Annotated in this window: 20 protein-coding genes; 5 read left to right on the top strand and 15 right to left on the bottom strand. The window is 71.9% G+C overall.

What is annotated here, in order from left to right:
• Window positions 1-59: 59 nt before the first annotated feature.
• The 6 genes from folE to dacB all read right to left on the bottom strand — a co-directional run bounded on the left by folE (window position 60) and on the right by dacB (window position 7026).
• Window positions 60-641 carry a GTP cyclohydrolase I FolE gene (folE, locus tag AB0H64_RS11115; protein ID WP_310708032.1) on the bottom strand — a complete coding sequence of 194 codons (582 nt, stop codon included), beginning with the start codon at window positions 639-641 and terminating at the stop codon, window positions 60-62.
• The gene (ftsH, locus tag AB0H64_RS11110; protein ID WP_357622734.1) at window positions 638-2632 is read right to left on the bottom strand and encodes an ATP-dependent zinc metalloprotease FtsH; all 1995 of its coding nucleotides are present in this window, start codon (window positions 2630-2632) and stop codon (window positions 638-640) included. The genes folE and ftsH overlap by 4 nt, the downstream gene beginning before the upstream one ends.
• A 243-nt stretch (window positions 2633-2875) precedes the next feature.
• The gene (hpt, locus tag AB0H64_RS11105; protein ID WP_310708030.1) at window positions 2876-3427 is read right to left on the bottom strand and encodes a hypoxanthine phosphoribosyltransferase; all 552 of its coding nucleotides are present in this window, start codon (window positions 3425-3427) and stop codon (window positions 2876-2878) included.
• Window positions 3428-3437: 10 nt separating this feature from the next.
• Complete coding sequence (gene tilS / locus AB0H64_RS11100) at window positions 3438-4430, bottom strand: tRNA lysidine(34) synthetase TilS (protein WP_357622731.1); 993 nt, start codon at window positions 4428-4430, stop codon at window positions 3438-3440.
• Window positions 4431-4445: 15 nt separating this feature from the next.
• Window positions 4446-5522: a zinc-dependent metalloprotease gene (locus AB0H64_RS11095; RefSeq protein WP_310708028.1), complete on the bottom strand. Its 1077-nt coding sequence runs from the start codon at window positions 5520-5522 to the stop codon at window positions 4446-4448.
• 82 nt (window positions 5523-5604) lie between these two features.
• A complete protein-coding gene (gene dacB, locus AB0H64_RS11090; RefSeq protein WP_357622729.1) occupies window positions 5605-7026 on the bottom strand; it encodes a D-alanyl-D-alanine carboxypeptidase/D-alanyl-D-alanine-endopeptidase in 1422 nt (473 codons plus the stop codon).
• A gap of 84 nt (window positions 7027-7110) precedes the next feature.
• Between dacB and AB0H64_RS11085 the strand changes: the two genes are divergently transcribed.
• Window positions 7111-7605, top strand: coding sequence for an inorganic diphosphatase (locus AB0H64_RS11085; RefSeq protein ID WP_310708026.1), 495 nt, complete (start codon window positions 7111-7113; stop codon window positions 7603-7605).
• A gap of 4 nt (window positions 7606-7609) precedes the next feature.
• On the opposite strand, the gene AB0H64_RS11080 is transcribed toward AB0H64_RS11085, so the two are convergent.
• The 6 genes from AB0H64_RS11080 to AB0H64_RS11055 all read right to left on the bottom strand — a co-directional run bounded on the left by AB0H64_RS11080 (window position 7610) and on the right by AB0H64_RS11055 (window position 14866).
• Window positions 7610-8833: an NlpC/P60 family protein gene (locus AB0H64_RS11080; protein ID WP_357622727.1), complete on the bottom strand. Its 1224-nt coding sequence runs from the start codon at window positions 8831-8833 to the stop codon at window positions 7610-7612.
• An 82-nt stretch (window positions 8834-8915) separates the two neighbouring features.
• Entirely contained in the window at window positions 8916-9572 is a 657-nt protein-coding gene (locus AB0H64_RS11075; protein ID WP_357622725.1) for a hypothetical protein, read from the bottom strand.
• Between the two features lie 8 nt (window positions 9573-9580).
• The gene (locus tag AB0H64_RS11070) at window positions 9581-11236 is read right to left on the bottom strand and encodes a sigma factor-like helix-turn-helix DNA-binding protein (protein ID WP_357622724.1); all 1656 of its coding nucleotides are present in this window, start codon (window positions 11234-11236) and stop codon (window positions 9581-9583) included.
• A 185-nt stretch (window positions 11237-11421) separates the two neighbouring features.
• Window positions 11422-12105: a hypothetical protein gene (locus tag AB0H64_RS11065; protein ID WP_357622722.1), complete on the bottom strand. Its 684-nt coding sequence runs from the start codon at window positions 12103-12105 to the stop codon at window positions 11422-11424.
• Window positions 12106-12286: 181 nt separating this feature from the next.
• Window positions 12287-13897 carry an ATP-binding cassette domain-containing protein gene (locus tag AB0H64_RS11060; protein WP_357622721.1) on the bottom strand — a complete coding sequence of 537 codons (1611 nt, stop codon included), beginning with the start codon at window positions 13895-13897 and terminating at the stop codon, window positions 12287-12289.
• Between the two features lie 72 nt (window positions 13898-13969).
• Window positions 13970-14866, bottom strand: coding sequence for an alpha/beta hydrolase (locus AB0H64_RS11055; RefSeq protein WP_357622720.1), 897 nt, complete (start codon window positions 14864-14866; stop codon window positions 13970-13972).
• Between the two features lie 49 nt (window positions 14867-14915).
• Here AB0H64_RS11055 and AB0H64_RS11050 point away from each other — a divergent pair, with 49 nt between their 5' ends.
• Window positions 14916-15521, top strand: a complete 606-nt coding sequence (locus AB0H64_RS11050) for a TetR/AcrR family transcriptional regulator (RefSeq protein ID WP_357622718.1) — start codon at window positions 14916-14918, stop codon at window positions 15519-15521.
• A gap of 6 nt (window positions 15522-15527) precedes the next feature.
• Here AB0H64_RS11050 and AB0H64_RS11045 read toward each other — a convergent pair whose 3' ends face one another.
• The 3 genes from AB0H64_RS11045 to AB0H64_RS11035 are packed head-to-tail and all read right to left on the bottom strand — an operon-like array spanning window position 15528 to window position 16760.
• Entirely contained in the window at window positions 15528-16187 is a 660-nt protein-coding gene (locus tag AB0H64_RS11045) for a YoaK family protein (RefSeq protein ID WP_357622717.1), read from the bottom strand.
• A gap of 25 nt (window positions 16188-16212) precedes the next feature.
• A complete protein-coding gene (locus AB0H64_RS11040; RefSeq protein ID WP_357622716.1) occupies window positions 16213-16383 on the bottom strand; it encodes a hypothetical protein in 171 nt (56 codons plus the stop codon).
• Complete coding sequence (locus AB0H64_RS11035; RefSeq protein ID WP_357622715.1) at window positions 16377-16760, bottom strand: hypothetical protein; 384 nt, start codon at window positions 16758-16760, stop codon at window positions 16377-16379. Before AB0H64_RS11035 ends, AB0H64_RS11040 begins: the two co-directional genes overlap by 7 nt.
• 132 nt (window positions 16761-16892) lie before the next feature.
• Here AB0H64_RS11035 and AB0H64_RS11030 point away from each other — a divergent pair, with 132 nt between their 5' ends.
• From AB0H64_RS11030 to AB0H64_RS11020, 3 genes are read left to right on the top strand one after another with little or no spacing between them, the layout of a single operon-like run.
• Window positions 16893-18065 (top strand): DUF4185 domain-containing protein, encoded by a 1173-nt coding sequence (locus tag AB0H64_RS11030; RefSeq protein WP_357622714.1) that lies wholly within the window; start codon window positions 16893-16895, stop codon window positions 18063-18065.
• Entirely contained in the window at window positions 18062-19072 is a 1011-nt protein-coding gene (locus tag AB0H64_RS11025; RefSeq protein ID WP_357622713.1) for a DUF4432 family protein, read from the top strand. Before AB0H64_RS11030 ends, AB0H64_RS11025 begins: the two co-directional genes overlap by 4 nt.
• Complete coding sequence (locus AB0H64_RS11020) at window positions 19069-19839, top strand: SDR family oxidoreductase (protein WP_357622712.1); 771 nt, start codon at window positions 19069-19071, stop codon at window positions 19837-19839. The genes AB0H64_RS11025 and AB0H64_RS11020 overlap by 4 nt, the downstream gene beginning before the upstream one ends.
• Window positions 19840-19873: the final 34 nt, after the last annotated feature.

Below are 19873 nucleotides of genomic sequence, written 5' to 3'. Positions count from 1 at the left end.
GCCATGACAGAAGCTCACGCGATTAGAGCTGCCGTGACAGGAACTTCATCGCTATCGGGTCAGAGGCGCCCGAGGATGAGGGCCATCGCCTCGGCGCGGGTTTTGTCGCTGGTGCGGAAGTCGCCGCGGACCGCCGAGGTGACGGTCTTGGCGCCCGGCTTGCGCACGCCCCGCATGGTCATGCACAGGTGCTCGCACTCCACCACCACGATCACCCCGCGCGGCTCCAGCACCCGCATCAGCGCGTCCGCGATCTGCGACGTCATCCGCTCCTGCACCTGCGGGCGCCGGGCGTAGACGTCGACCAGGCGCGCCAGCTTGGACAGGCCCGTCACCTGCCCGCGGTCGTTCGGGATGTAGCCCACGTGGGCGAAGCCGTGGAACGGCACCAGGTGGTGCTCGCAGGTCGAGTAGACCTCGATGTCCTTGACCAGCACCATCTCGTCGTGGTCGACGTCGAAGACCTTGTTCAGCACGTCCTCGGGGGTCTGGCCCAGGCCCGAGAACTGCTCGGCGTAGGCCCGGGCGACCCGGGCCGGGGTGTCGAGCAGGCCGTCACGGTCCGGGTCCTCGCCGATGGCGTAGAGGATCTCGCGGACGGCCTTCTCGATCCGGCCCAGGTCTACGTCGTGCGACTTCACGCACCGTCTCCCGAGGGCAGCGCGTCCTGGTGGCCCGGGGTGAGCGAGCCGTTGGCCGACTGCTCCTTCGGGGTCAGGATGGGCGGGCGGTCGGACGGGAGCCGCTTGCCGTAGCCGGCGTAGGAGGGGCGGTGCGCCCTGACCACGACCGGCGCGAAGATCTGGAGCACCTGGTCGCGGGAGAGCGTCTCCTTCTCCATCAGCTCCAGCACGAGGTTGTCGAGCACGTCGCGGTACTCGACCAGGATGTCCCACGCCTGGTCGTGCGCCGTCTCGATCATGCGGCGGACCTCCTCGTCGATCGTCGAAGCGATCTTCTCGGAGTAGTCGCGCTCGTGGCCCATCTCACGGCCCAGGAACACCTCGGCCTGCCCGGTGCCGAACTTGCGGGCGCCGAGCTGCTCGCTCATGCCGTACTCGGTCACCATGCGCCGGGCGACGGCCGTGGCCTTCTCGATGTCGTTGGAGGCGCCGGTGGTGGGCTCGTGGAACACGAGCTCCTCCGCCGCGCGGCCGCCGAGCAGCATCGCGAGCTGGTCCATCATCTCGGAGCGGGTGGCGAGGAACTTGTCCTCCATGGGCAGCGTCATCGTGTAGCCGAGCGCGCGACCCCGGGACAAGATCGTGATCTTGTGGACCGGGTCGGAGTTCGGCAGCGCGTGCGCCACCAGCGCGTGACCGCCCTCGTGGTAGGCGATCATCTTCTTTTCCTTGTCGGACATGACCCGGGTCTTGCGCTCGGGCCCTGCCATGACGCGGTCGATCGCCTCTTCGAGGACCTCCATCGTGATCAGCTTCTGGTCGGCGCGTGCGGTGAGCAGCGCGGCCTCGTTGATCACGTTGGCCAGGTCGGCGCCGGTGAAGCCCGGCGTGCGGCGGGCGATGACGTCGAGGTCGACGTCCGGCGCGAACGGCTTGCCGCGGCCGTGGACCCGCAGGATGCCCTTGCGGCCCTCCAGGTCGGGACGGTCGACGGTGACCTGGCGGTCGAAGCGGCCCGGGCGCAGCAGCGCCGGGTCGAGGATGTCGGGCCGGTTCGTCGCGGCGATGAGGATCACGCCGCCCTTGACGTCGAAGCCGTCCATCTCGACGAGCAGCTGGTTGAGGGTCTGCTCGCGCTCGTCGTGACCGCCGCCCAGGCCGGCGCCGCGGTGGCGGCCAACGGCGTCGATCTCGTCGATGAAGATGATCGACGGGGCGTTGGCCTTGGCCTGCTCGAACAGGTCACGGACCCGCGAGGCGCCGACGCCGACGAACATCTCGACGAAGTCGGAGCCGGAGATCGAGTAGAACGGCACCCCGGCCTCGCCCGCGACCGCGCGGGCCAGCAGGGTCTTGCCGGTGCCGGGCGGGCCGTACAGCAGCACGCCCTTGGGGATCTTGGCGCCGATCGCCTGGAACTTGGCCGGGGCCTGCAGGAACTCCTTGATCTCCTGGAGCTCCTCGATGGCCTCGTCGGCTCCCGCGACGTCGGCGAAGGTGGTCTTCGGGGTGTCCTTGGTGATCAGCTTGGCCTTGGACTTGCCGAAGCTCATCACCCGCGAGCCGCCGCCCTGCATCTGGTTCATGACGAACAGGAAGATGAGGACGATGATGACGAGCGGCAGGAAGCTCACCAGGATGCTGACGAGGAAGTTCTCCTGCGGCACCTCGGTGGTGTAGCTCTTGGTCTTGCCGGCCTGAACCTGGGCCTGCAGCTCCTCGGTCAGTTTGGGGCCGTAGCCGCCCACCCAGTCAGACTGGATCGTCTTGGTCGGGGTGTCGCCCGGCCTGACCGTGATCGGGCTGTAGAGCGTCAGCTCGATCCGCTGGTCTTTATCGACAATCTTCGCGTTACTAACATTTCCGGCGCGAATCTGCTGAAGGACCGTGGACGTGTCGGCCTGCTTGAAGTTTCCGCCGCCGCTCCAGAGCTGGGTGACGAGCAGGAGTAGCACGACGATGCCCAGGATCCACAGCAGTGGCCCACGTGTAAATCGCTTGAGATCCATCCGATGCGGAACCCCTTGCGGGCCCGTCCCTTCCTGACCATGGCCTTGAACCCCGGAACAGGTCCCGGGGCCGCGGCATCCGACACCGCGAGATTCTTCCGACTACCCGAAGAGGACGCGCGGTCACCCTTCAGGAGTCAGAAGGTACACCGGCACAGCGCGCGGAGGGACCGCCCGCTACACCGGTCTTGCCCTACCAACGTACGTCAGGTCGGGTGGTGTTCCCGGCTGCTCATCGGATTGCTACTCGTAAACGTGGGGCGCGAGCGTCCCGATGAAGGGCAGATTGCGGTAACGCTCCGCGTAGTCGAGGCCATATCCGATGACGAACTCGTTGGGAATGTCGAAACCCACGTACTTCACGTCGATCGGCACCTTGACCGCGTCGGGCTTGCGCAGCGCGGCGCAGATCTCCAGCGACGCGGGATCGCGCGACTTCAGGTTCTCCAGCAGCCAGTGGAGGGTCAGGCCGGAGTCGATGATGTCCTCGACGATCAGCACGTGGCGGCCCATGATGTCGGTGTCCAGGTCCTTCAGCACCCGCACGACACCCGATGACCTGGTGCCCGCGCCGTAGGACGACACCGCCATCCAGTCCATCTGCACGGGCACGTGCAACGCCCTGGCCAGGTCGGCCATCACCATGACCGCACCCTTGAGCACCCCCACGAGCAGCACGTCCTTGCCCGCGTAGTCCTGGTCGATCCGCTCGGCGAGCTCTTTGATCTTCGCCTGGAGCTCGTCCTCCGGAATGAGGACTTTCTCCAGGTCCTGGCCCATGTCGGCAGCGTCCACCTGTGGTTCCTTACGGGATGGGACTGATGGCGAGTATCAGGGTGCCATACCGCCTCACCGCGGCCCGACCCCCGGGCAGGTCCACCGGCTTCTGCCCGCGCCAGTGCGTGACCAGGCGATCCACGGCGCGTACGTGCGTCGCCGACAGCGCTCCAGCGGGCGTCCCGGCGGCGACCGCGGCGCGGCGCAGCACCCGCCCGCGCACCGCCCCCGGGAGGGCTTCCAGCGCCGGGACGGACAGTGTCACACATCCGCCGATATCGCTAAGAGCGCAATCCTGATAAGCCTTCCCGGCCCACAGGTCGAGGGCGTCGGCGTCCTCCCGGGCCAGCGCGGCGGTCCGGGCGAGCGCCTCGGCCACCCCCGGCCCGAGCTCCGACTCCAGCAGCGGCAGGACCCGGGCGCGTACCCGCACCCGGGTGAAGCGGGGGTCCGCGTTGTGCGGATCGTCCCACGGGCTGAGCCCGAGCGCCCGGCACGCGGCGACCGTCGTCGCGCGGGGGATCTCCAGGAACGGCCTGAGGTAACGGCCGCTGCGCGCGGCCATCCCCGAGATCGACCGCAGCCCGCTCCCCCTGGCCAGCCCGAGCAGCACGGTCTCGGCCTGGTCGTCACGGGTGTGCCCCAGGAGTACGGCCTGCGCGCCGAGCCGGTCGGCGGCCCCGGCCAGGGCCCGGTAGCGGGCGTCCCGGGCGGCGGCCTCCGGCCCGCCCTCGGTCCCCACCTCGACGGTGAGGACCTCGGCCACGCCCAGCCCCAGCGACCCGGCGAGGGCGGCGACCTCCCGGGCCCGCCCGGCCGAGCCCTCCTGCAACCCGTGGTCCACCGTGAGCAGCCCGGCCTCCAGACCGGCGCGGGGCGCGACGAAGCCGAGCGCGGCGGCCAGCGCCAGCGAGTCGGCGCCGCCGCTGCACGCCACGAGCACCGGCCCGTCCGGCGGCAGGCCGGCCAGGGCCTCCCGCACGGCCCGCCGGACGTCGGCCACGGCCGGATGCGGACCCACCGGAGACGGCTCGGGTCAGGCCGGGAGCGCAGGAGCGCCGATGACGCGGCGGATCCAGGCGTCCGGGTCGGAGATCTCCTGCGTCGTCGGCAGCGTCTCGGGAGAGGTCCAGATCCGGTTGAACCCGTCCATGCCCACCTTGCCCACCACCGTACGCACGAACGCCGAGCCCTCGGCGTACTGCTTCATCTTGAGCTCGATGCCGAGCAGGCGGCGGATCGTCCGGTCGAGCTTGGAGCCGCCCTCGCGCCGCTGGGCGAACTTGGCCCGTATGTCGGCCACCGACGGCACCACGGAGGGGCCCACGGCGTCCATCACGTAGTCGCCGTGCCCCTCCACCAGTGTCATCACGGCCGTCAGCCGGTCGAGGATCTCCTTCTGGGCGGGTGTCTGGATGACGTCGATGAGGTTGCCCTCGCCGCCCCGCACCACGTCGGCCACGGTGTCGGCGGCACTGCGCAGCCGTTCGAGGACCGTGGTGAGGTCGAGGTCGGAGGCGAGCAGGAACTCGGTCATCTGCGAGCGGATGTACTCACGCAGCCACGGCACGCCGGTGAACTGCACCCGGTGCGTCTCCTCGTGCAGGCACACCCACAGGCGGAAGTCGTGCGGGTCGACGTTCATCTCCCGCTCGGCGTGGACGATGTTGGGCGCCACCAGCGTCAGGCGGCCCGCAGGCTCCCGGCCCGACGGGTCCGGCGGCAGGAACAGCTCGTACTGGCCCAGCACCCGCGAGGCGAGGAAGGCCAGCACGGCGCCCACCTCGACGCCGGTGATGCGGGAGCCCACGGCGGCGACGATCGGTGGGGGCGGATTGGCGCCGCCGCCGATCCGCTGGGTGAGCGGCTCCAGCACGACGCGGAAGCCCTCGACGTTGGCCCTGATCCAGCCGGGCCGGTCCACGACGGTCGCCGTCTGCGGCGCGGCGTCGGCGTGGATCTTGGTGAACTCCCGCACGTGGCCCTCGGCCTCCCGCGAGAGAGTACGGAGCTCGGTGACGGCCTGCCTGGCCTCCTCACGGGTCACTTGGGGACCGGGGCGCACCAGGCGCGTGCCGGTCGAGACGGCCAGATCCCAGTCGATCACCTGCATACCGTCCACCGTACGTGGTCCTCTCCCAACCCGCGAAGAAGCACTGGGTGTCCGGACAGAGGAGATGAATGGGGCCGGGGTGTCAGGAGCGGGAGACGATGGCGGCGAGGCGGTCGAGGATCGGCTCGGCGTTGAGGGGGACGCGGTCGGCCATGAAGGCGAACGTGACGAGCCGGCCGTCCTTGGTGGTCGCCATCCCCGCCAGCGTGTTGACGTTGTTGAGCGTGCCCGTCTTGGCGCGGACCAGTCCGACCTGTCCCTTGCTGTCGGCCTCGGTGAAGCGCGTGCCGTTGCCGAGCGTGCCAGAGAAGCCGGCGATCGGCATGCCGGAGGCGATGGCGCGCAGCTCCGGGTGGGTAGGGCCGCTCGCGGTGGCGATGACGCGGGCCAGCGCGTCGGCGCTGATGCGGTTGAACGGCGACAGGCCGCTGCCGTCGCGGATCTGGACCCCGCTCGAGAGGCCGAGCCGCTTGAGCACCTGCAGGGTCGCGGCGGCGCCGCCCTCGAAGGAGGCGGGCTGCCCCTCCTTGACCGCAACCTGGCGGGCCAGCGCCTCGGCCAGGTCGTCGTCGCTGAAGGTCAGGGTGTGCTCGACCAGGGCGTAGACGGGTGGCGACTCGACGCGGGCCAGCTCGGCCGCGCCGGCGGCGGCCTTGGCCGGGCGGACGGACCGCGCCACGCCGATGCCCTGGCGGCCGAGGAGCCGGGCGAACGCGGCGGCGGCGTAGCGCGGCGGGTCGGAGACACGCGGCGTGGACTGGCTGGGGGTGCGGCGGCCCTCGTCCATCGCCAGCGCGGACACGGGCGCGACCTCGCCGTCGGGGATGTAGTTCGGCTTCCAGCAGGAGCAGACGCCCGAGCCGGTGTAGAGCGAGGCGTCGTACGAGAGCGTGACCTTGGTGACGCCCTTGACCTTGAGCGCGGCGGCGGTGCGCGCGGCGAGCGTGGCCAGCGATGCCTGCCTGGGGTAGGAGCCCGGCCTGGCCGAGGGGCCCGCCAGCGTGGGGTCGCCGCCGCCGACCAGCACGACCGTGCCGGGCGACGCGCCCTGCACGACCCGCGTGGCCAGGCGGGCGTCGGGACCGAGCGAGGCGAGCGCGGCGGTGCTGGTGACCAGCTTCGTGGTGGAGGCGGGGGTGATGCCCGTGTCCGCGCCGGCGGCGAAGATCCGCTCCCCGGTGGCCGCGTCCAGGACGACGGCGCCCACCCGGGCCCCCAGCTGTTTGTCCCCCAGCGCGTCGGTGAGCTGGCGGGTCAAAGTACTCTTAGTCGGGAGAGGTCCGTCTCCGGCCCTCGCCGGCAGCCCGGGCAGTACCGGGCCCGCGGTGACCACGGGGGCGGCGGGAGACCCCTCGGGAGACGCCGTCGGCTCGTCCGGTGACGACTGCCTCGTCAGGGCGCCCAGGTTCAGGTCGCTCGTCACGGCGTAGACGCCGATGACGATCGTCAGGACCTGGAGCAGGGCGAGCGTGGTCAGCATCACCCACCGCTCGTGCCGCGCCACGTCCCTGACCTCTCTCCTGGTGTTCGCCTACGAGACATTAACGCCCACCCGGGGGTGCCGGGGGGTATGAGCGGAGGAACCGCGGTGGAGTTCGACGTTGTCGTTGAGATTCCCAAGGGACAACGGAACAAGTACGAAGTGGACCACGAGACCGGGAAGATCAGGCTTGACCGGCTCCTGTTCACCTCCACGCAGTACCCCGCCGACTACGGCTTCATCGAGCACACCCTCGGCGAGGACGGCGACCCGCTCGACGCGCTGGTGCTGCTGCAGGAGCCGACGTTCCCGGGCTGCTACATCACCTGCCGCGCGGTCGGCATGTTCCGGATGACCGACGAGAAGGGCGGTGACGACAAGGTCCTCTGCGTCCCGTCCACCGACCCGCGCATGGAGCACATCCGCGACATCCATCACGTGCCCGAGTTCGACCGGCTGGAGATCCAGCACTTCTTCGAGGTCTACAAGGACCTGGAGCCCGGTAAGTCGGTCGAGGGCGCCAACTGGGTCGGCCGCATGGAGGCCGAGGTCGAGATCAAGCGCTCCTTCGAGCGGGCGCGCGAAGAGGGCCACGCTCACTGACCCCTCAGGCCGGCCTGGTGGCGCCCACCAGGTCCGGCCGCCACATCGAGGCGACCCGCACCACGTCGCCGGTCTGCGGCGCGTGGACCATCATGCCGTCGCCCACGTAGATGCCCACGTGGTGGATGGTGCCGGGGTCCGCGCTCTCGTAGCCGAAGAACAGCAGGTCGCCGCGGTGGAGCTGGTCGAGCGGGACGTGCGGTCCTGAGGTCCACTGGGTGCCCGTCCAGTGGTCCAGCCGCACTCCCACCTGCTCCCAGGCCCGCATGGTCAGGCCGGAGCAGTCGTAGGTCGACGGCCCGGCGGCCGCCCACACGTACGGCTTGCCGAGCTGGGTCAGCGCCCAGTTGGCGGCCAGGTCGCCGCCGGCCGATCCCTTGGCGACCAGGCCGCCGCTGAGGCCGGCGAGCCGGGCCTGGCGGGCCGCCTGGCGCTCCCTGGCCAGCCGGTCGGCCCTGCTCCGGGCCGCGTCGACCCGGCGCTCCAGCCCGTGGAGCTCCCTGCGCAGGCTTCTGGTCTCCTCGCGCTGCCGGGTCACGGCCCGGTCGGCCGCGATCTTGGCCTGCTCGGCGCGCCGTGACGCCGCCTGCTGCTCGGCGTAGGCGTCGGCGGCCTGGGCGCGCAGGATGCCGGCGACCGCCTGGGCGTCGCGCATCCGGTCGAGCACGAGGGCGCGCTCTCCGCTGATCTGCTCCAGCACGCTGGCCCGGTGCAGGTAGCCGTCGTAGTCGCCGGTGTCGCTCATCAGGAGGAGGAGCGGCCTGCTCAGGTCGAAGCCGCCGTAACTCTCGGCGGCGAGCACGGCGACGGCCCGCCGTCCCGACTCGACCTCCGCGTCGGCCGAGGCCAGCCGCGCCCGTGCCTCGTCGTACGCCTGGTTGGCCTGGCGCATCCGGACCATCTCGCCGTTGTACGCCTCCACCAGCCGCTCGACGTTCGCGGTCAGCTCGTCGAGGCGTGAGCGGGCGTGGACGAGGGCGGCGCTGGCGACACCGAGCTCCTTGCTGCGCTGCCGTACGACCCGGCGGGCGCGGGAGACCTCACGCGTGGACGGCGGCCGCCCGGCCACGACCGGCGCGCCGAAGCGGCCGGAGACGTGAGCCGGCACGGAGAGGCGGGCCGGCACGGAGACCGCGGAGGCCGGACCGGAGAGCGCGGCGGCCGGGCCGGCCGGTGGGCACAGGGCGACGACCAGGCAGGCGGCGAGGCCCGCCCTGACGGAGCGCATGGTTTCCCCTCCTCTTTGGTGGCATTACGCACCACCTTTCCCAGAGGTTACTCTGCGCACACACACAACTCACGGAGCGTGTTCAGCCGAGGCGGAGCAGGCGCCGCATCCAGGGGCGGACGCCGAGCGGCGGCGGGGGCGCGCCGCGCGGGTAGGTGAAGACGGGCGTCTGGGTGCCGTAGCGGGCGCGCAGGGCGGCGGCCTGGCACCAGTCCGCGCCGACCCGGGCCGCAGCCCACGCCGCGGTGATCGCCGGGCGTGTCTCGGGGTGCCGGTCGTAGGTCTGGTAGAGCGTCATGGTGGCGTCGGCGGCCTGGAAGCCGTCACCGGGGTAGGCGGCTCCGGCCAGGTACGGGGCGGTGATCCGGCCACCGTGGAGGCTGCCGAGCGCCCATGTCCAGTTGGCCAGCACCAGGGCGAGCACCGGGTCGGGCACATCGGCGGCGGCCGCGTACATGCGCTCCTGCCGCGGGCCGGTCAGCCTGCGGGAGGCCCAGAACCAGTCGAGCTCGTCCTGCGGCTGGTCGGCGGCGAGCCAGGACAGGACGGCCAGGCCGCGGGCGGTGCGCAGGCGGCAGAGCTCCAGGACGTCGCGGAGCATGCGCGGGCCGCGGTCGAGCCAGGTGGGCCAGGCCGTCCGGTGGCTCCTGGTCACCAGGTCGGCCAGCTCCGGACGGACGGGCAGCGGGCAGACCCTGCAGCCGAGGTGCGGGTCCTCGCGGAGCTGGTAGGCCTGCACGAACGTTGTCAGGGGGCGGCCGTGAGGGACGGCGTGGGGGGCTGCTCGGCGGTCGGGACCGGGGTGACGGCGGGGGGTGGGGTGGGAGCGGGCACCGAGGTGGGGACGGGCTTCACAGTGGGCTTCCCGGTGGGCTTCCCGGTGGGATGCCCGGTGGGCTTCCCGGTGGGATGCCCCGGGGGACAGGGGGTGGCGCCGGGGCCGTGGCTCTGGTGCTCTCTGGGCCCTCCGTCGCTCGGGTCGCCGGGGGCGCCCGGAGTGCCTGGGTTGTTCGGAGTGCCCGGATTACCCGGGTTTCCGGGAGTCCCCGGAGTGCCCGGGACGCCCGGCGGCGTGACGGGGCCGCCAGGGGGGCGGGAGGTGGCGGTCGGCCGGGCCGGGGACGACGGGGGCGTCGCGGGCGCCTGCGTGGCGGCGGTGGAGCCCGGCAGGGAGCCCTGGGTGGGAAGGGCGCCCCCCGTCGGCGGCGCGACCGGCGTGACCGAGTGGAACATCCCGTACGGGAACGTCGCCCGCGAGTCCACGATCGGCTCGACGATGGGCTCGACATCGACCGCGGGGTCGTCCGGCGCGGGGCCCCACGGCAGCCGGGCGCCGGGCGGCTCGGCCGTCGCGGGCAGGGCGACGGGCGTGCCGCCACCCTGCCGATGCAGGTCGCCGTCGAACTGGTGGAAGACGGCCGCTATCGCCACCATGGACGCGACCGCCGCCAGCGTGCCAGCCACCGCCTGAGGCCACCGGCGAGGCCGCCTGTCACCGGGTACGGGAAACCCGGCGGGGTCGAGTGCCCCCGATCGCCTCGCGACGTAACGCCGGTACGGCAGCAGCTCGGGGTCGGCGAAGCAGCTCAGCACCCTGACCCTGAGCGCGTCGGGCAGCGGCACCGGCGGCACCAGGTCGAAGACCTTGGCCTCCGACACCGGGCGGGTGCGGTGCGGCGCGCAGGTCTCGCACCGGGGCAGGTGCCGGACGAGCTGGTCGCGCATCTCGGGCGTCAGCTCACCGGCGAACCCGGACAGGATCTGCGCCCGCCTGGCGCAGTCGTAGGGTCCCTTGCGGGCCAGGACCTCGGCCGTGATCGCGTCGCGCAGCCGCTCGCGGGCCTGCGCGTGAGCGGCCTCGACCTGGCGCGGGCGCACGCCGAGCACCGCGGCCACCTCAGCCAGCGTCAGGCCGTGCCGGGTCGTCAGCTCCAGCACCGCCCGATCGGCGAGGGGCAGGTCGCGGACCGCGTTGGCCGCCATGACGCGCAGGTCGGCGTCGGCCGGATCGCCGGGCGGGCCGGGCGCGAAGAGCTCCTCGACCGGTGGATCGGCGACGGGAACGAACACCTCGGGCCACGCCTCGGGGCCCGTCGAAGAGCCCGCCGCAGCCCCCGTCGCAGGGTCGCCGGCGGCGGGCCGGTGGGCGGCCAGCCGCCGGCGCACGCACTCGGCGTGGGCCAGCGCGTAGAGCCACGTCCGCAGCCGCCCCGGATCGGAAAGGGAGCCGGCGTGCGCCGCGGCCGCGATCAGGGTGTCGCGGAGCGCCACCTGCGCGCTGTCGGAGTGCGGAAGAAGGGACCAGCAGTATCTATAGATGCCCTCGGCGTACGCGTCGTAGAGCGCGGCGAGGGCATCCGGGTCGCCGGCGCGGAGCGCTTCGACCAGGACGCGGTCATTCATATGACCGAATGTAATGGATTAGTAACTTGTAGTTCTACCCTTTCGACGCGTACGGCGCCGCTCGTTCACCTTGGTCGTCGGAACAGCACCGGAATTGCCCTGCCAGAAGTATTCATTAGCCTTTTTAGAGTAAATTTCGCATTACCCGCCTGCCGCGTCCCGGGAGGAGACGGACGCGGCGGCGATCACTCCTTGTGCTCGGTGTCGACCGAGCTGCCCCGGTCCACGGCGAACGGCGGCATGGACGGCTTGATCGTGTGCAGCGGCACCGCGCCGCCCATCGCCAGCTCCTCGTACGGCCGCGCCGTCGAGCCCCACGTGCGGGCCGTCACCTCGGCCTCGGTCACCGTGCTCTTGTCGGGCAGCCCCTCCACGGTCAGCACGAAGCGCGGCGAGCGGCCCGGCTTGACGTCGTCGACGAACGTGCTGCCTCCCCCGAGCAGTTTGCCGTCCCGGCCGCGCAGCAGCGCGTTGACCACCAGGCTGCCCGCCGGAAGGCGGTACGGGTTGCCCACGTAACCGGTGATCACGACCGAGCCGTCCTTCTGCGGCAGGGTCTGAATCCGCGTCACCGGGAACGGCCGGAAGGCCGACGGGACGCGGGCGGCGATCCGCCATTGGGCGGGCCGGTACTCGATGGACACCTTCGCCGGCTTGCGCTCGGCGTTGGCGTGGCCGGTGAAGGCCAGGTCACCGTTGGGCGGCACGGCGTCGAGCGGCTGGTCCATCCTGACCACCTCATGCCCGGCGGCGTCACGGCCGACGATCGTGGCGACCACGTGCTCGCCGAAGTGCCACGGGTTGTCGTTGGCGAGGACTCCCGCCCAGTTGACGACGTACCCGTCGGACGACTTCGAGACGTGTGACACCTGCTCCTTGAGCGTGAGCGGCTTGAGCTTGGGTTCTGAGGAAACCTCTGTCGAACACCCGGCGAGGCAGATCGCCCCGAGTGCGAGAAGGCTGACGGTTCGGCTACGCGGGATCACTTTGCCGTGATAGCCGCTTCATGGGTACGGCTGGCAGGGGACACGCGCCTGCCGTACCAACTCTTTAACGCGCCCGCACGACCCTGGTCTCGTCCCATACCGGGTGTGGTGCCTCGTAGACGGTCCCGTCGGAGCCGAAGACCAGGAAACGGTCGAAGTCGGCGGCGAACCAGCGGTCGTGGGTGACCGCGAGGACCGTGCCGTCGAAGGCGTCGAGCCCCACCTGCAGCGCCTCGGCACTGGCCAGGTCGAGGTTGTCGGTCGGCTCGTCGAGCAGCAGCAGCGTGGCGCCGGACAGCTCCAGCAGCAGGATCTGCAGCCGCGCCTGCTGGCCGCCGGAGAGTGTGTCGAAGCGCTGCTCGGCGACCATTCCGGCCAGCTCGTAGCGGGCCAGCGCCTTCATGGCCTGACTCTTGTCCTTGGCGTGCTCGGTCATGACGATCTCGACCGGCGGGCGGCCGAGCAGGTCGGGCCGGGCGTGGGTCTGGGCGAAGTGGCCGGGTACGACGCGGGCGCCGAGCCGGCCCGTGCCGGCGTGCCGTACCGGCTCGCCCGCGAGCAGCCGCAGGAAGTGGGACTTGCCCGAGCCGTTGGAGCCGAGGACCGCGACGCGCTCGCCGTACCAGACCTCCAGGTCGAACGGCCGCATCAGGCCGGTCAGCTCCAGCCCTTCGCAGATCACCGCCCGCTTGCCGGTGCGGCCGCCCTTGAGCCGCATGCTGATGTTCTGCTCGGCGGGCGGCACCTCCGGGGGCCCGGCCTCCACGAACTTGCGCAGCCGGGTCTGGGCCGCGTGGTAGGGGGCGGCCATGCCGTCGTTGTAGCGTGCCTTGTTCTTCAGCATGTTGACCAGGGCCTTGAGCTTGGCGTGCTCCTCGTCCCAGCGCCTGCGCAGCTCGTCGAGGCGCTCGTTGCGGGCCCTGCGCGCCTCGCCGTAGGTGGCGAAGCCGCCGCCGTGGATCCAGATGTTGCCGGCCTCGACGGTGACGATGCGGTCGACGGCGTTGGCGAGAAGCTGGCGGTCGTGGCTGACCAGGAGGACCGTCTTGGGGGTCTCCCTGAGCTGCCGCTCCAGCCACTCCTTGCCGGGCACGTCGAGGTAGTTGTCGGGCTCGTCCAGCAGGAGCGTCTGGTCGGGGCCCCGCAGCAGCGCCTCCAGGACGAGCCGCTTCTGCTCGCCGCCCGACAGGGTCGACACGTCGCGGTACTTCACGTCGTCGTACGGGACGCCGAGCGCGGCGACGGTGCAGGTGTCCCAGAGGACCTCGATGTCGTAGCCGCCCGCGTCGGTGTAGTCGGTGATGGCCTGCGCGTAGCGGATCTGCGTCTTCTCGTCGTCGCGCTCCATCATGACCAGCTCGGCCGCCTCCAGCCGCTCGGCGGCCTGGCGCACCGCCGGCGGCGCGACGCTGAGCAGCAGGTCGTGGACGGTGCTGCCGTCCCGCACGCTGCCCACGAACTGGCGCATCACGCCGAGCCCGCCGGAGCTCGTCACGCCGCCCTCGACGGGCTGGAGGTCTCCGGCGATGAGCCGCAGCAGGGTGGTCTTGCCGGCGCCGTTGGGGCCGACGAGGGCGGCCTTGACGCCCTCGCCGACGCGGAAGGACACGTCGTTGAGCAGCGGCCGCCCGTCCGGCAGGACGTACGTCAGATGCCCGATCTCCACATGCCCCATGACGCCTTCCCTCTTCCTTCCGGTCCGCCCCGCGCAGGGTATCCCGGCGCGGGTTACCGGGTCATTCCGTTATCAGCCGGGCTGGCGGGCCACGCGGCCGGCGTGCTCCAGGATGCGCGCGTTGACGAGATCGGGGACGTCGAACGCGACGGAGTGGCCGCTGCCGGGCAGCAGCTCCACCTCGGCTGAGGGCGTCAGCCGGGCCAGGCGCCGAGCCTCCGCCGCCGAGTCCTGCATGGTGCTGTGCGCGCCGAACAGGATCCGGGTGGGCACGGTGACGGCGGCCAGCTCCTCGTCCGTCAGCGGCACCATCGGCGGGAGCGCCTGCTCGTACAGGTACGCGCCCGAGATGGCGACCATGATGATCTTGTCCGGCCGGTTGATCGAGTCGGTGTGGATCAACCGGGCCAGGGGACGCCTGATCCACGGCGGCGCGTGGAGGCCGAGCCCGCAGGCGAAGCCCCAGGCGTAGTGGCGTAGGCCGGCCACGCGGAAAGCGGCCGGGTCGAGGAGCGTCATCCCGGCCACGCGCTCGGGCATGCGGATGGCCGCCTGCAGCGCCTGCCAGCCGCCGTAGGAGAAGCCCACGAGGTACGCGGCGGGAGCGCCGATGCCGTCGAGGACCTCGGCGAGCCAGTCCGTCAGGTCGCCGGGTCCGTCGAGGGGCCTGGTCTGGACGCTGCGTCCGGCCGCCCCGACGGGGTCCACGAGGTAGACGGGATGGGCGGCGCCGACCGGGCCGCTGGTGTGGATCCAGCCCAGGGAGTTCCCGCTGTGGCCGGGCAAGAAGATCACCGGCAGGCCGTCCGGGACGCCGGTGCGGTAGAGGCGGGTGATGCCGTAGGCGGTGGGGACGTCCAGCGGCTCCAGCGCCACCGGCCAGTCACGGATGGCCGCGTCGTAGCCGGCGAAGTAGCGCTCCTCCGCCTTGTCATTGCGGAACCGACCGATCCGGGGGCGATTTGCCATGACTTCTCTCCATTCGACCGTCTTCTTGATACAGCTGTATCATAGAAATGTGCCGAAGCGAGTGGACCATGAGGAGCGCCGGAGCCAGATCGCCGAGGCGGTCGTCCGAATCGCCGCGTCACGCGGCCTGGAGGCGGCCAGCATGCGTGAGGTGGCGGCCGAGGCCGGCGTCTCGCTGCGGCTGGTGCAGTACTACTTCCACACCAAGGAGGAGCTGCTGCGCGGCGTGCTCGCGCACCTCGGCCGGTTGATCGCCCAGCGGGTGGCCCGGGCCGTGGCGGCACTCGGCGAGCCGGTCACGCCGCGCACGTTCCTGTACGGCGCGCTGCCGGCGCTGATCCCCTCCGACGACGAGAGCCGCCGGATCGTGCTGGCCTACCAGGCGCACTACACGCTCACCCTCACCCGGCCGGAGCTCTCCCCCGATGGCCTGACGTACGCGAACGCGCTGCGCGACCTGGTGGCCCGCCACATCCGGGAGGCCCAGGAGGCGGGCCAGGTCGCCGGGGGAGACGATCCGAGAGTCGCGGCGGCCATCGTGCTCGCCCTGGTGACGGGGCTCCAGTCCAGCGTGCTGGCCGGGCAGTACGACGGGCCGGAGGCCGTGGCCCTGCTGACCGCCCACCTGGACCGGCTGTTCTCCGGAGCGAGGTAAGAGCCCTCAGACCTTCGCCGGCGGGCACATCAGGCCGGCCACCACCTCGACGGCGGCGGCCACCAGGAGCGGCACCGCGGGATGCACGCCGAGCAGGAGCGTTCCCAGCACGGCGCCGGCGAAGGTCGCGGCGACCGTGGCGAAGCGCCGGCCCGCGGTCTCCAGCGGCGACAGCATGAACAGTCCCGCCAGCGACCGGGTCACCACGGTCGTCGGCAGGTCGTGGGCCGCCACCCGCAGCACCGTGGCGTTGCGCGAGCCCATCGCCACGGCCAGGGGGACGATGACGGCGAAGCGGTGCGGATCGTGTTGCAGGCTGTCGCCCAGGAGCAGCGCGAGCAGCGCCGCCACCAGGATGAGCACACCCTCGCCGGCGAGCGCGAACGCCAGCCACCACCGCCCCCGCCGCCTTACCAGCACGCCGTGCGTCCAGTGCCCGCCGATGGCACCGGCCGCGAACGCCGCGAGGGCCACGAGCGGCCGGGCCGCCTGGATGGAGCCGCCCGCCAGGCCGAACCCGGCGAACAGCACGTTGCCGGTCATCACCGCGGTGAACACGTGACCGAGCCCCAGGAAGCTCACCGCCTCGACCACGCCCGTGACCCCCGTCAGCAGGACCAGGATCACGGTCAGCCGCTCGGGCCGCCTCCCCGTCGCGAAGGGCATCTCCCCTTCATATCCGCCGCACCGGTCACGGACGAAGCCGCCGCACCGCTCCCGGGACGCACGCGAGCAGGAGGAAGAGGACCGCGACCAGATACGGCCAGCGGCTCAGGTCGAGCAGGCAGGCCGCCGGGAACTCGTAGCCGGTGATCGGCTGGACGAGGAACGTCAGCCCCGCCACGGTGACGAGGGTCAGCACCCGGGCTCCACGCACGCCGAGACCGGCGACGGCGACCGCGGTGACGGCGAGCGCGACCGTTGGGAGGGAACCCACGGGTAGCGCAGCGGGACCATCACGTCGGCCGCGATGACGAGCAGCGTGAGCGGGAGCCCGAGCGCGCGGGTCCAGGAGGGCACCCACAGCACCAGCAGGGCCAGCGCCACCGGCAGCAGCATGTCCGCCCAGACCACGGCCTCCCCCGCGACCGCGGCGGCGACGCTCGTCACCACCGGCCGGTAGGCGAACCAGCCGTACGGTTCGCGAGGCAGGGCGAGGACGAGCGTGGGCACGGCGGCCAGGACGACCGCGCCCAGACGTGAGCCGAGCCGTGATCGGCGAGCCGTGGCTGGGGACATCGGCGGGTCATTCCTCCGGCTGGACGGGCCGCGCAGCGTGAGGAGGCGACAGTAGCGGATCTTCACCGTGGGTCTGGACAGCAAGTGATCTAATGACTAGAACTGTAGGGAAATCCCCCCTAAGGACGTGCCATGCCGCGATTCCGCACTGCCCTCGTCCCCCTGGCCGCCACGATCCTCGGCCTCACCGCACTGCCCTCCCAGGCCACGGCCGCACCGCCGAAACCGGTGCCGACGATCTCCGCCGAGCGGTCCGCCACGCCGCTCACCGCACCCTCCGCATGCGCGCCGGCCGTCAAGGGCGCCTCGATCGACGCCCGGCTGACCAGTCTGTTCACCGCGTACGGCAACGACAACAGCCGGCTCGACGACTGGACCGGAGCCGACGGCACCTACTCGCTGCGCCTGCCCAGCGGGCGCGAGCTGTGGATCTTCTCCGACACGTTCCTCGGCCGGATCAACACCGACGGATCGCGGCCGCCGGTGGTCGAGGAGGGCGGCAGCACCGTCTTCCTGAACAACACCTTCGCCGTCGAGCAGGGCGGCCGGCTGTCCACGATCTACGCCGGCACCCCGGGCAAGCCGGCCGCGGTGATGCCGCCGCGCGACAAGAAGCACTGGTACTGGGCCGGTGACGCCACCCTGGCCGGGGGCGTCGTCGAGGTGACCTACCAGGAGTACGAGCGCTTCGGCACCGGCACGTGGGACTGGCGCTGGCACCGCAACGTGGTCGCCAGGTTCGCCCCCGGCCGGCTGGACCGCCCGCTCAGCGTCCACGACCTGCCCTCCGGGCACGGGGTCGCGTGGGCCTCGGCCACCCTCAAGGACGGCGGCTACACCTACGTCTACGGCGTGGAGGACCTCGGCTCGCCCAAGTACATGCACGTCGCCCGGGTCAAGGGGCAGAGCCTGCTCGGAGCCTGGGAGTACCTGAAGGCCGACGGCACCTGGTCGGCCAGCGAGAGCGACTCGGCCCGCGTCATGAGTGGCGTGGCCAACGAGTACAGCGTCACCAAGGTCGGCGACGGCTACGTGCTCATCACCCACGACACGACCGAGGCGCTGAGCGCGAACATCGTGGCCTACTCCTCGTGCTCGCCGGCCGGGCCGTTCACCGGCAAGCAGCACGTCTACACGACCCCCGAGACCAGCGGGAACATCTTCACCTACAACGCCCACGCCCACCCCGAGGTCTCGGGCAAGGGACTGGTCGTGTCCTACAACGTCAACAGCTTCGTGAACACCGACCACTACCGCGACTCGTCGATCTACCGGCCCCGCTTCATCGACGTGAGCTTCGGGTGAGACGGAACTGGGCGGCGCGCCTGCGGTCCGTCACCCTCGACGGGCTGCGGGCGGTCGTGCTGGAGAACGAGCGGCTCCGCGTGACCGTGGTGCCCGGCAAGGGCGGTGACGTGGTGGAGTTCCTGCACAAGCCCACCGACACCGACTTCGTCTGGCTCTCGCCGCAGGGCCTGCGCGACCCGGCCCACCACCTCCAGGGTGCCGCCGACGACGTCGCCCAGTTCGTCGACCACTACGAAGGCGGATGGCAGGAGGTCTTCCCCAACGGCGGCGCCCCCAGCGAGTACCGGGGGGCGCGGCTGGCGCAGCACGGCGAGGTGGCCGGGCTCCCCTGGGACTGCGAGGTCACGGCCGACTCCGAGGAGGAGGTCGCGGTGCGGCTCAGCGTGCGGACCCGGCGCCTGCCGTACCTGGTGGAGAAGACCTTCCGGCTGCGGGCGGGCACGGCCGCGCTGGAGGTCGAGGGGCGGGTGACCAACGAGTCCGAGGTGGAGCTGCACGCGATGTGGGGGCAGCACATCGTGTACGGCCGGCCGTTCCTGCGGCCGGGCGCGCGCATCCGGCTGCCGGACGGCGTCACCGTGATCCCGCACGACAGCGCCATCAACCCCCTCGGGCGCCGGGTCAAGGCGGGAGGGCCGTGGACGTGGCCGGTCGTGCCGGCCGACGGCGGCGGCGAGACCGACCTGAGCGTGGTGCCGGAGCGCGGGGCGCCCAGTGACATCGTGTACCTGACGGGGTTCGCCGAAGGGTGGTACGAGATCTCCGGTGAGGTGGGGCTGCGCGTCGAGTGGGACGCGGAGGTCCTGCCGTACCTGTGGATGTGGCAGGAGGTCGGCGCGTCGGCCGGCTACCCGTGGTGGGGGCGCGCCTACACCGTCGGGCTGGAGCCGTTCGCCGGCATGCCGACCGACGGATTGGAGCGGGCCGTGGCCAACGGCACGGCGCTCACCCTGGGACCACGTGAGATGAGAACGCTGACGATGCGGGTGGAGGTCCTCGCGTGAGCGAGTTCAACGGGAAGGTGGCACTGGTCACCGGCGGCTCGATGGGAATCGGGCGCGCGGTGGTGGACCGGCTGGCCGACGGCGGCGCGTCCGTGGTGTTCTGCGGCGCCGACAAGGACGCGGCGCTCGACAGCGAGCACGTGACGGGCGTCGTCGCCGACGTGCGGCGGGCCGGCGACATGCGCGACCTGGTGGACCTCGCGGTCACCCGGTACGGCGGGCTGGACATCGTGGTGACGTGCGCGGGCGTGCAGAGGTACGGCACGGTCGAGGACACCCCGGAGGACGTCTGGGACGAGGTCCTGGACATCAACCTCAAGGGCGTCTACCTCACCTGCAAGGCTGCCGTCCCCCGGCTGCGGGCGCGCGGCGGCGGGTCGATCGTGGTGATGTCGTCGGTGCAGGCGTTCGCCTCCCAGGCGCAGGTGGCCGCCTACACCGCCAGCAAGGCCGCCCTGAACGGCCTGACCAGGGCGATGGCGCTCGACCACGCGGCCGACGGCATCCGGGCGAACGTGGTGTGCCCCGGCTCGGTGGACACGCCGATGCTGCGCTGGGCGGCCGACCTGTGGCGGGGACCGCTGTCGCAGGAGGAGCAGATGGCCCAGTGGGGCCGCGCTCACCCTCTTGGCCGGGTGGCTCGGGCGGAGGAGGTGGCCGAGCTGGTGGCGTTCCTCGCGAGCCCCCGTTCGTCGTTCATCACCGGCGCGGAGCACCGGGTGGACGGCGGCCTGCTGGCGCGGAACCCGGCCGCCCTTCCTGACTGACCACGCCCGCGCGCCGCCGCCCCGGCGGCGCGGG

The sequence above is a fragment of the Nonomuraea sp. NPDC050733 genome, from assembly GCF_040654215.1.
Lineage (GTDB): Bacteria > Actinomycetota > Actinomycetes > Streptosporangiales > Streptosporangiaceae > Nonomuraea.
Note: the sequence above shows the minus strand (reverse complement) of the source record. Positions and strands in the feature narration are given on the sequence as shown.

Coding starts and splice junctions, on each gene's coding strand:
- AB0H64_RS11070 (WP_357622724.1), bottom strand. CDS start 11,236: ATGAATGACCGCGTCCTGGTCGAAGCGCTCCGCGCCGGCGACCCGGAT.
- AB0H64_RS11035 (WP_357622715.1), bottom strand. CDS start 16,760: ATGTCCCCAGCCACGGCTCGCCGATCACGGCTCGGCTCACGTCTGGGC.
- AB0H64_RS11045 (WP_357622717.1), bottom strand. CDS start 16,187: ATGCCCTTCGCGACGGGGAGGCGGCCCGAGCGGCTGACCGTGATCCTG.
- AB0H64_RS11060 (WP_357622721.1), bottom strand. CDS start 13,897: ATGGGGCATGTGGAGATCGGGCATCTGACGTACGTCCTGCCGGACGGG.
- ftsH (WP_357622734.1), bottom strand. CDS start 2,632: ATGGATCTCAAGCGATTTACACGTGGGCCACTGCTGTGGATCCTGGGC.
- AB0H64_RS11055 (WP_357622720.1), bottom strand. CDS start 14,866: ATGGCAAATCGCCCCCGGATCGGTCGGTTCCGCAATGACAAGGCGGAG.
- AB0H64_RS11030 (WP_357622714.1), top strand. CDS start 16,893: ATGCCGCGATTCCGCACTGCCCTCGTCCCCCTGGCCGCCACGATCCTC.
- AB0H64_RS11095 (WP_310708028.1), bottom strand. CDS start 5,522: ATGCAGGTGATCGACTGGGATCTGGCCGTCTCGACCGGCACGCGCCTG.
- AB0H64_RS11080 (WP_357622727.1), bottom strand. CDS start 8,833: ATGCGCTCCGTCAGGGCGGGCCTCGCCGCCTGCCTGGTCGTCGCCCTG.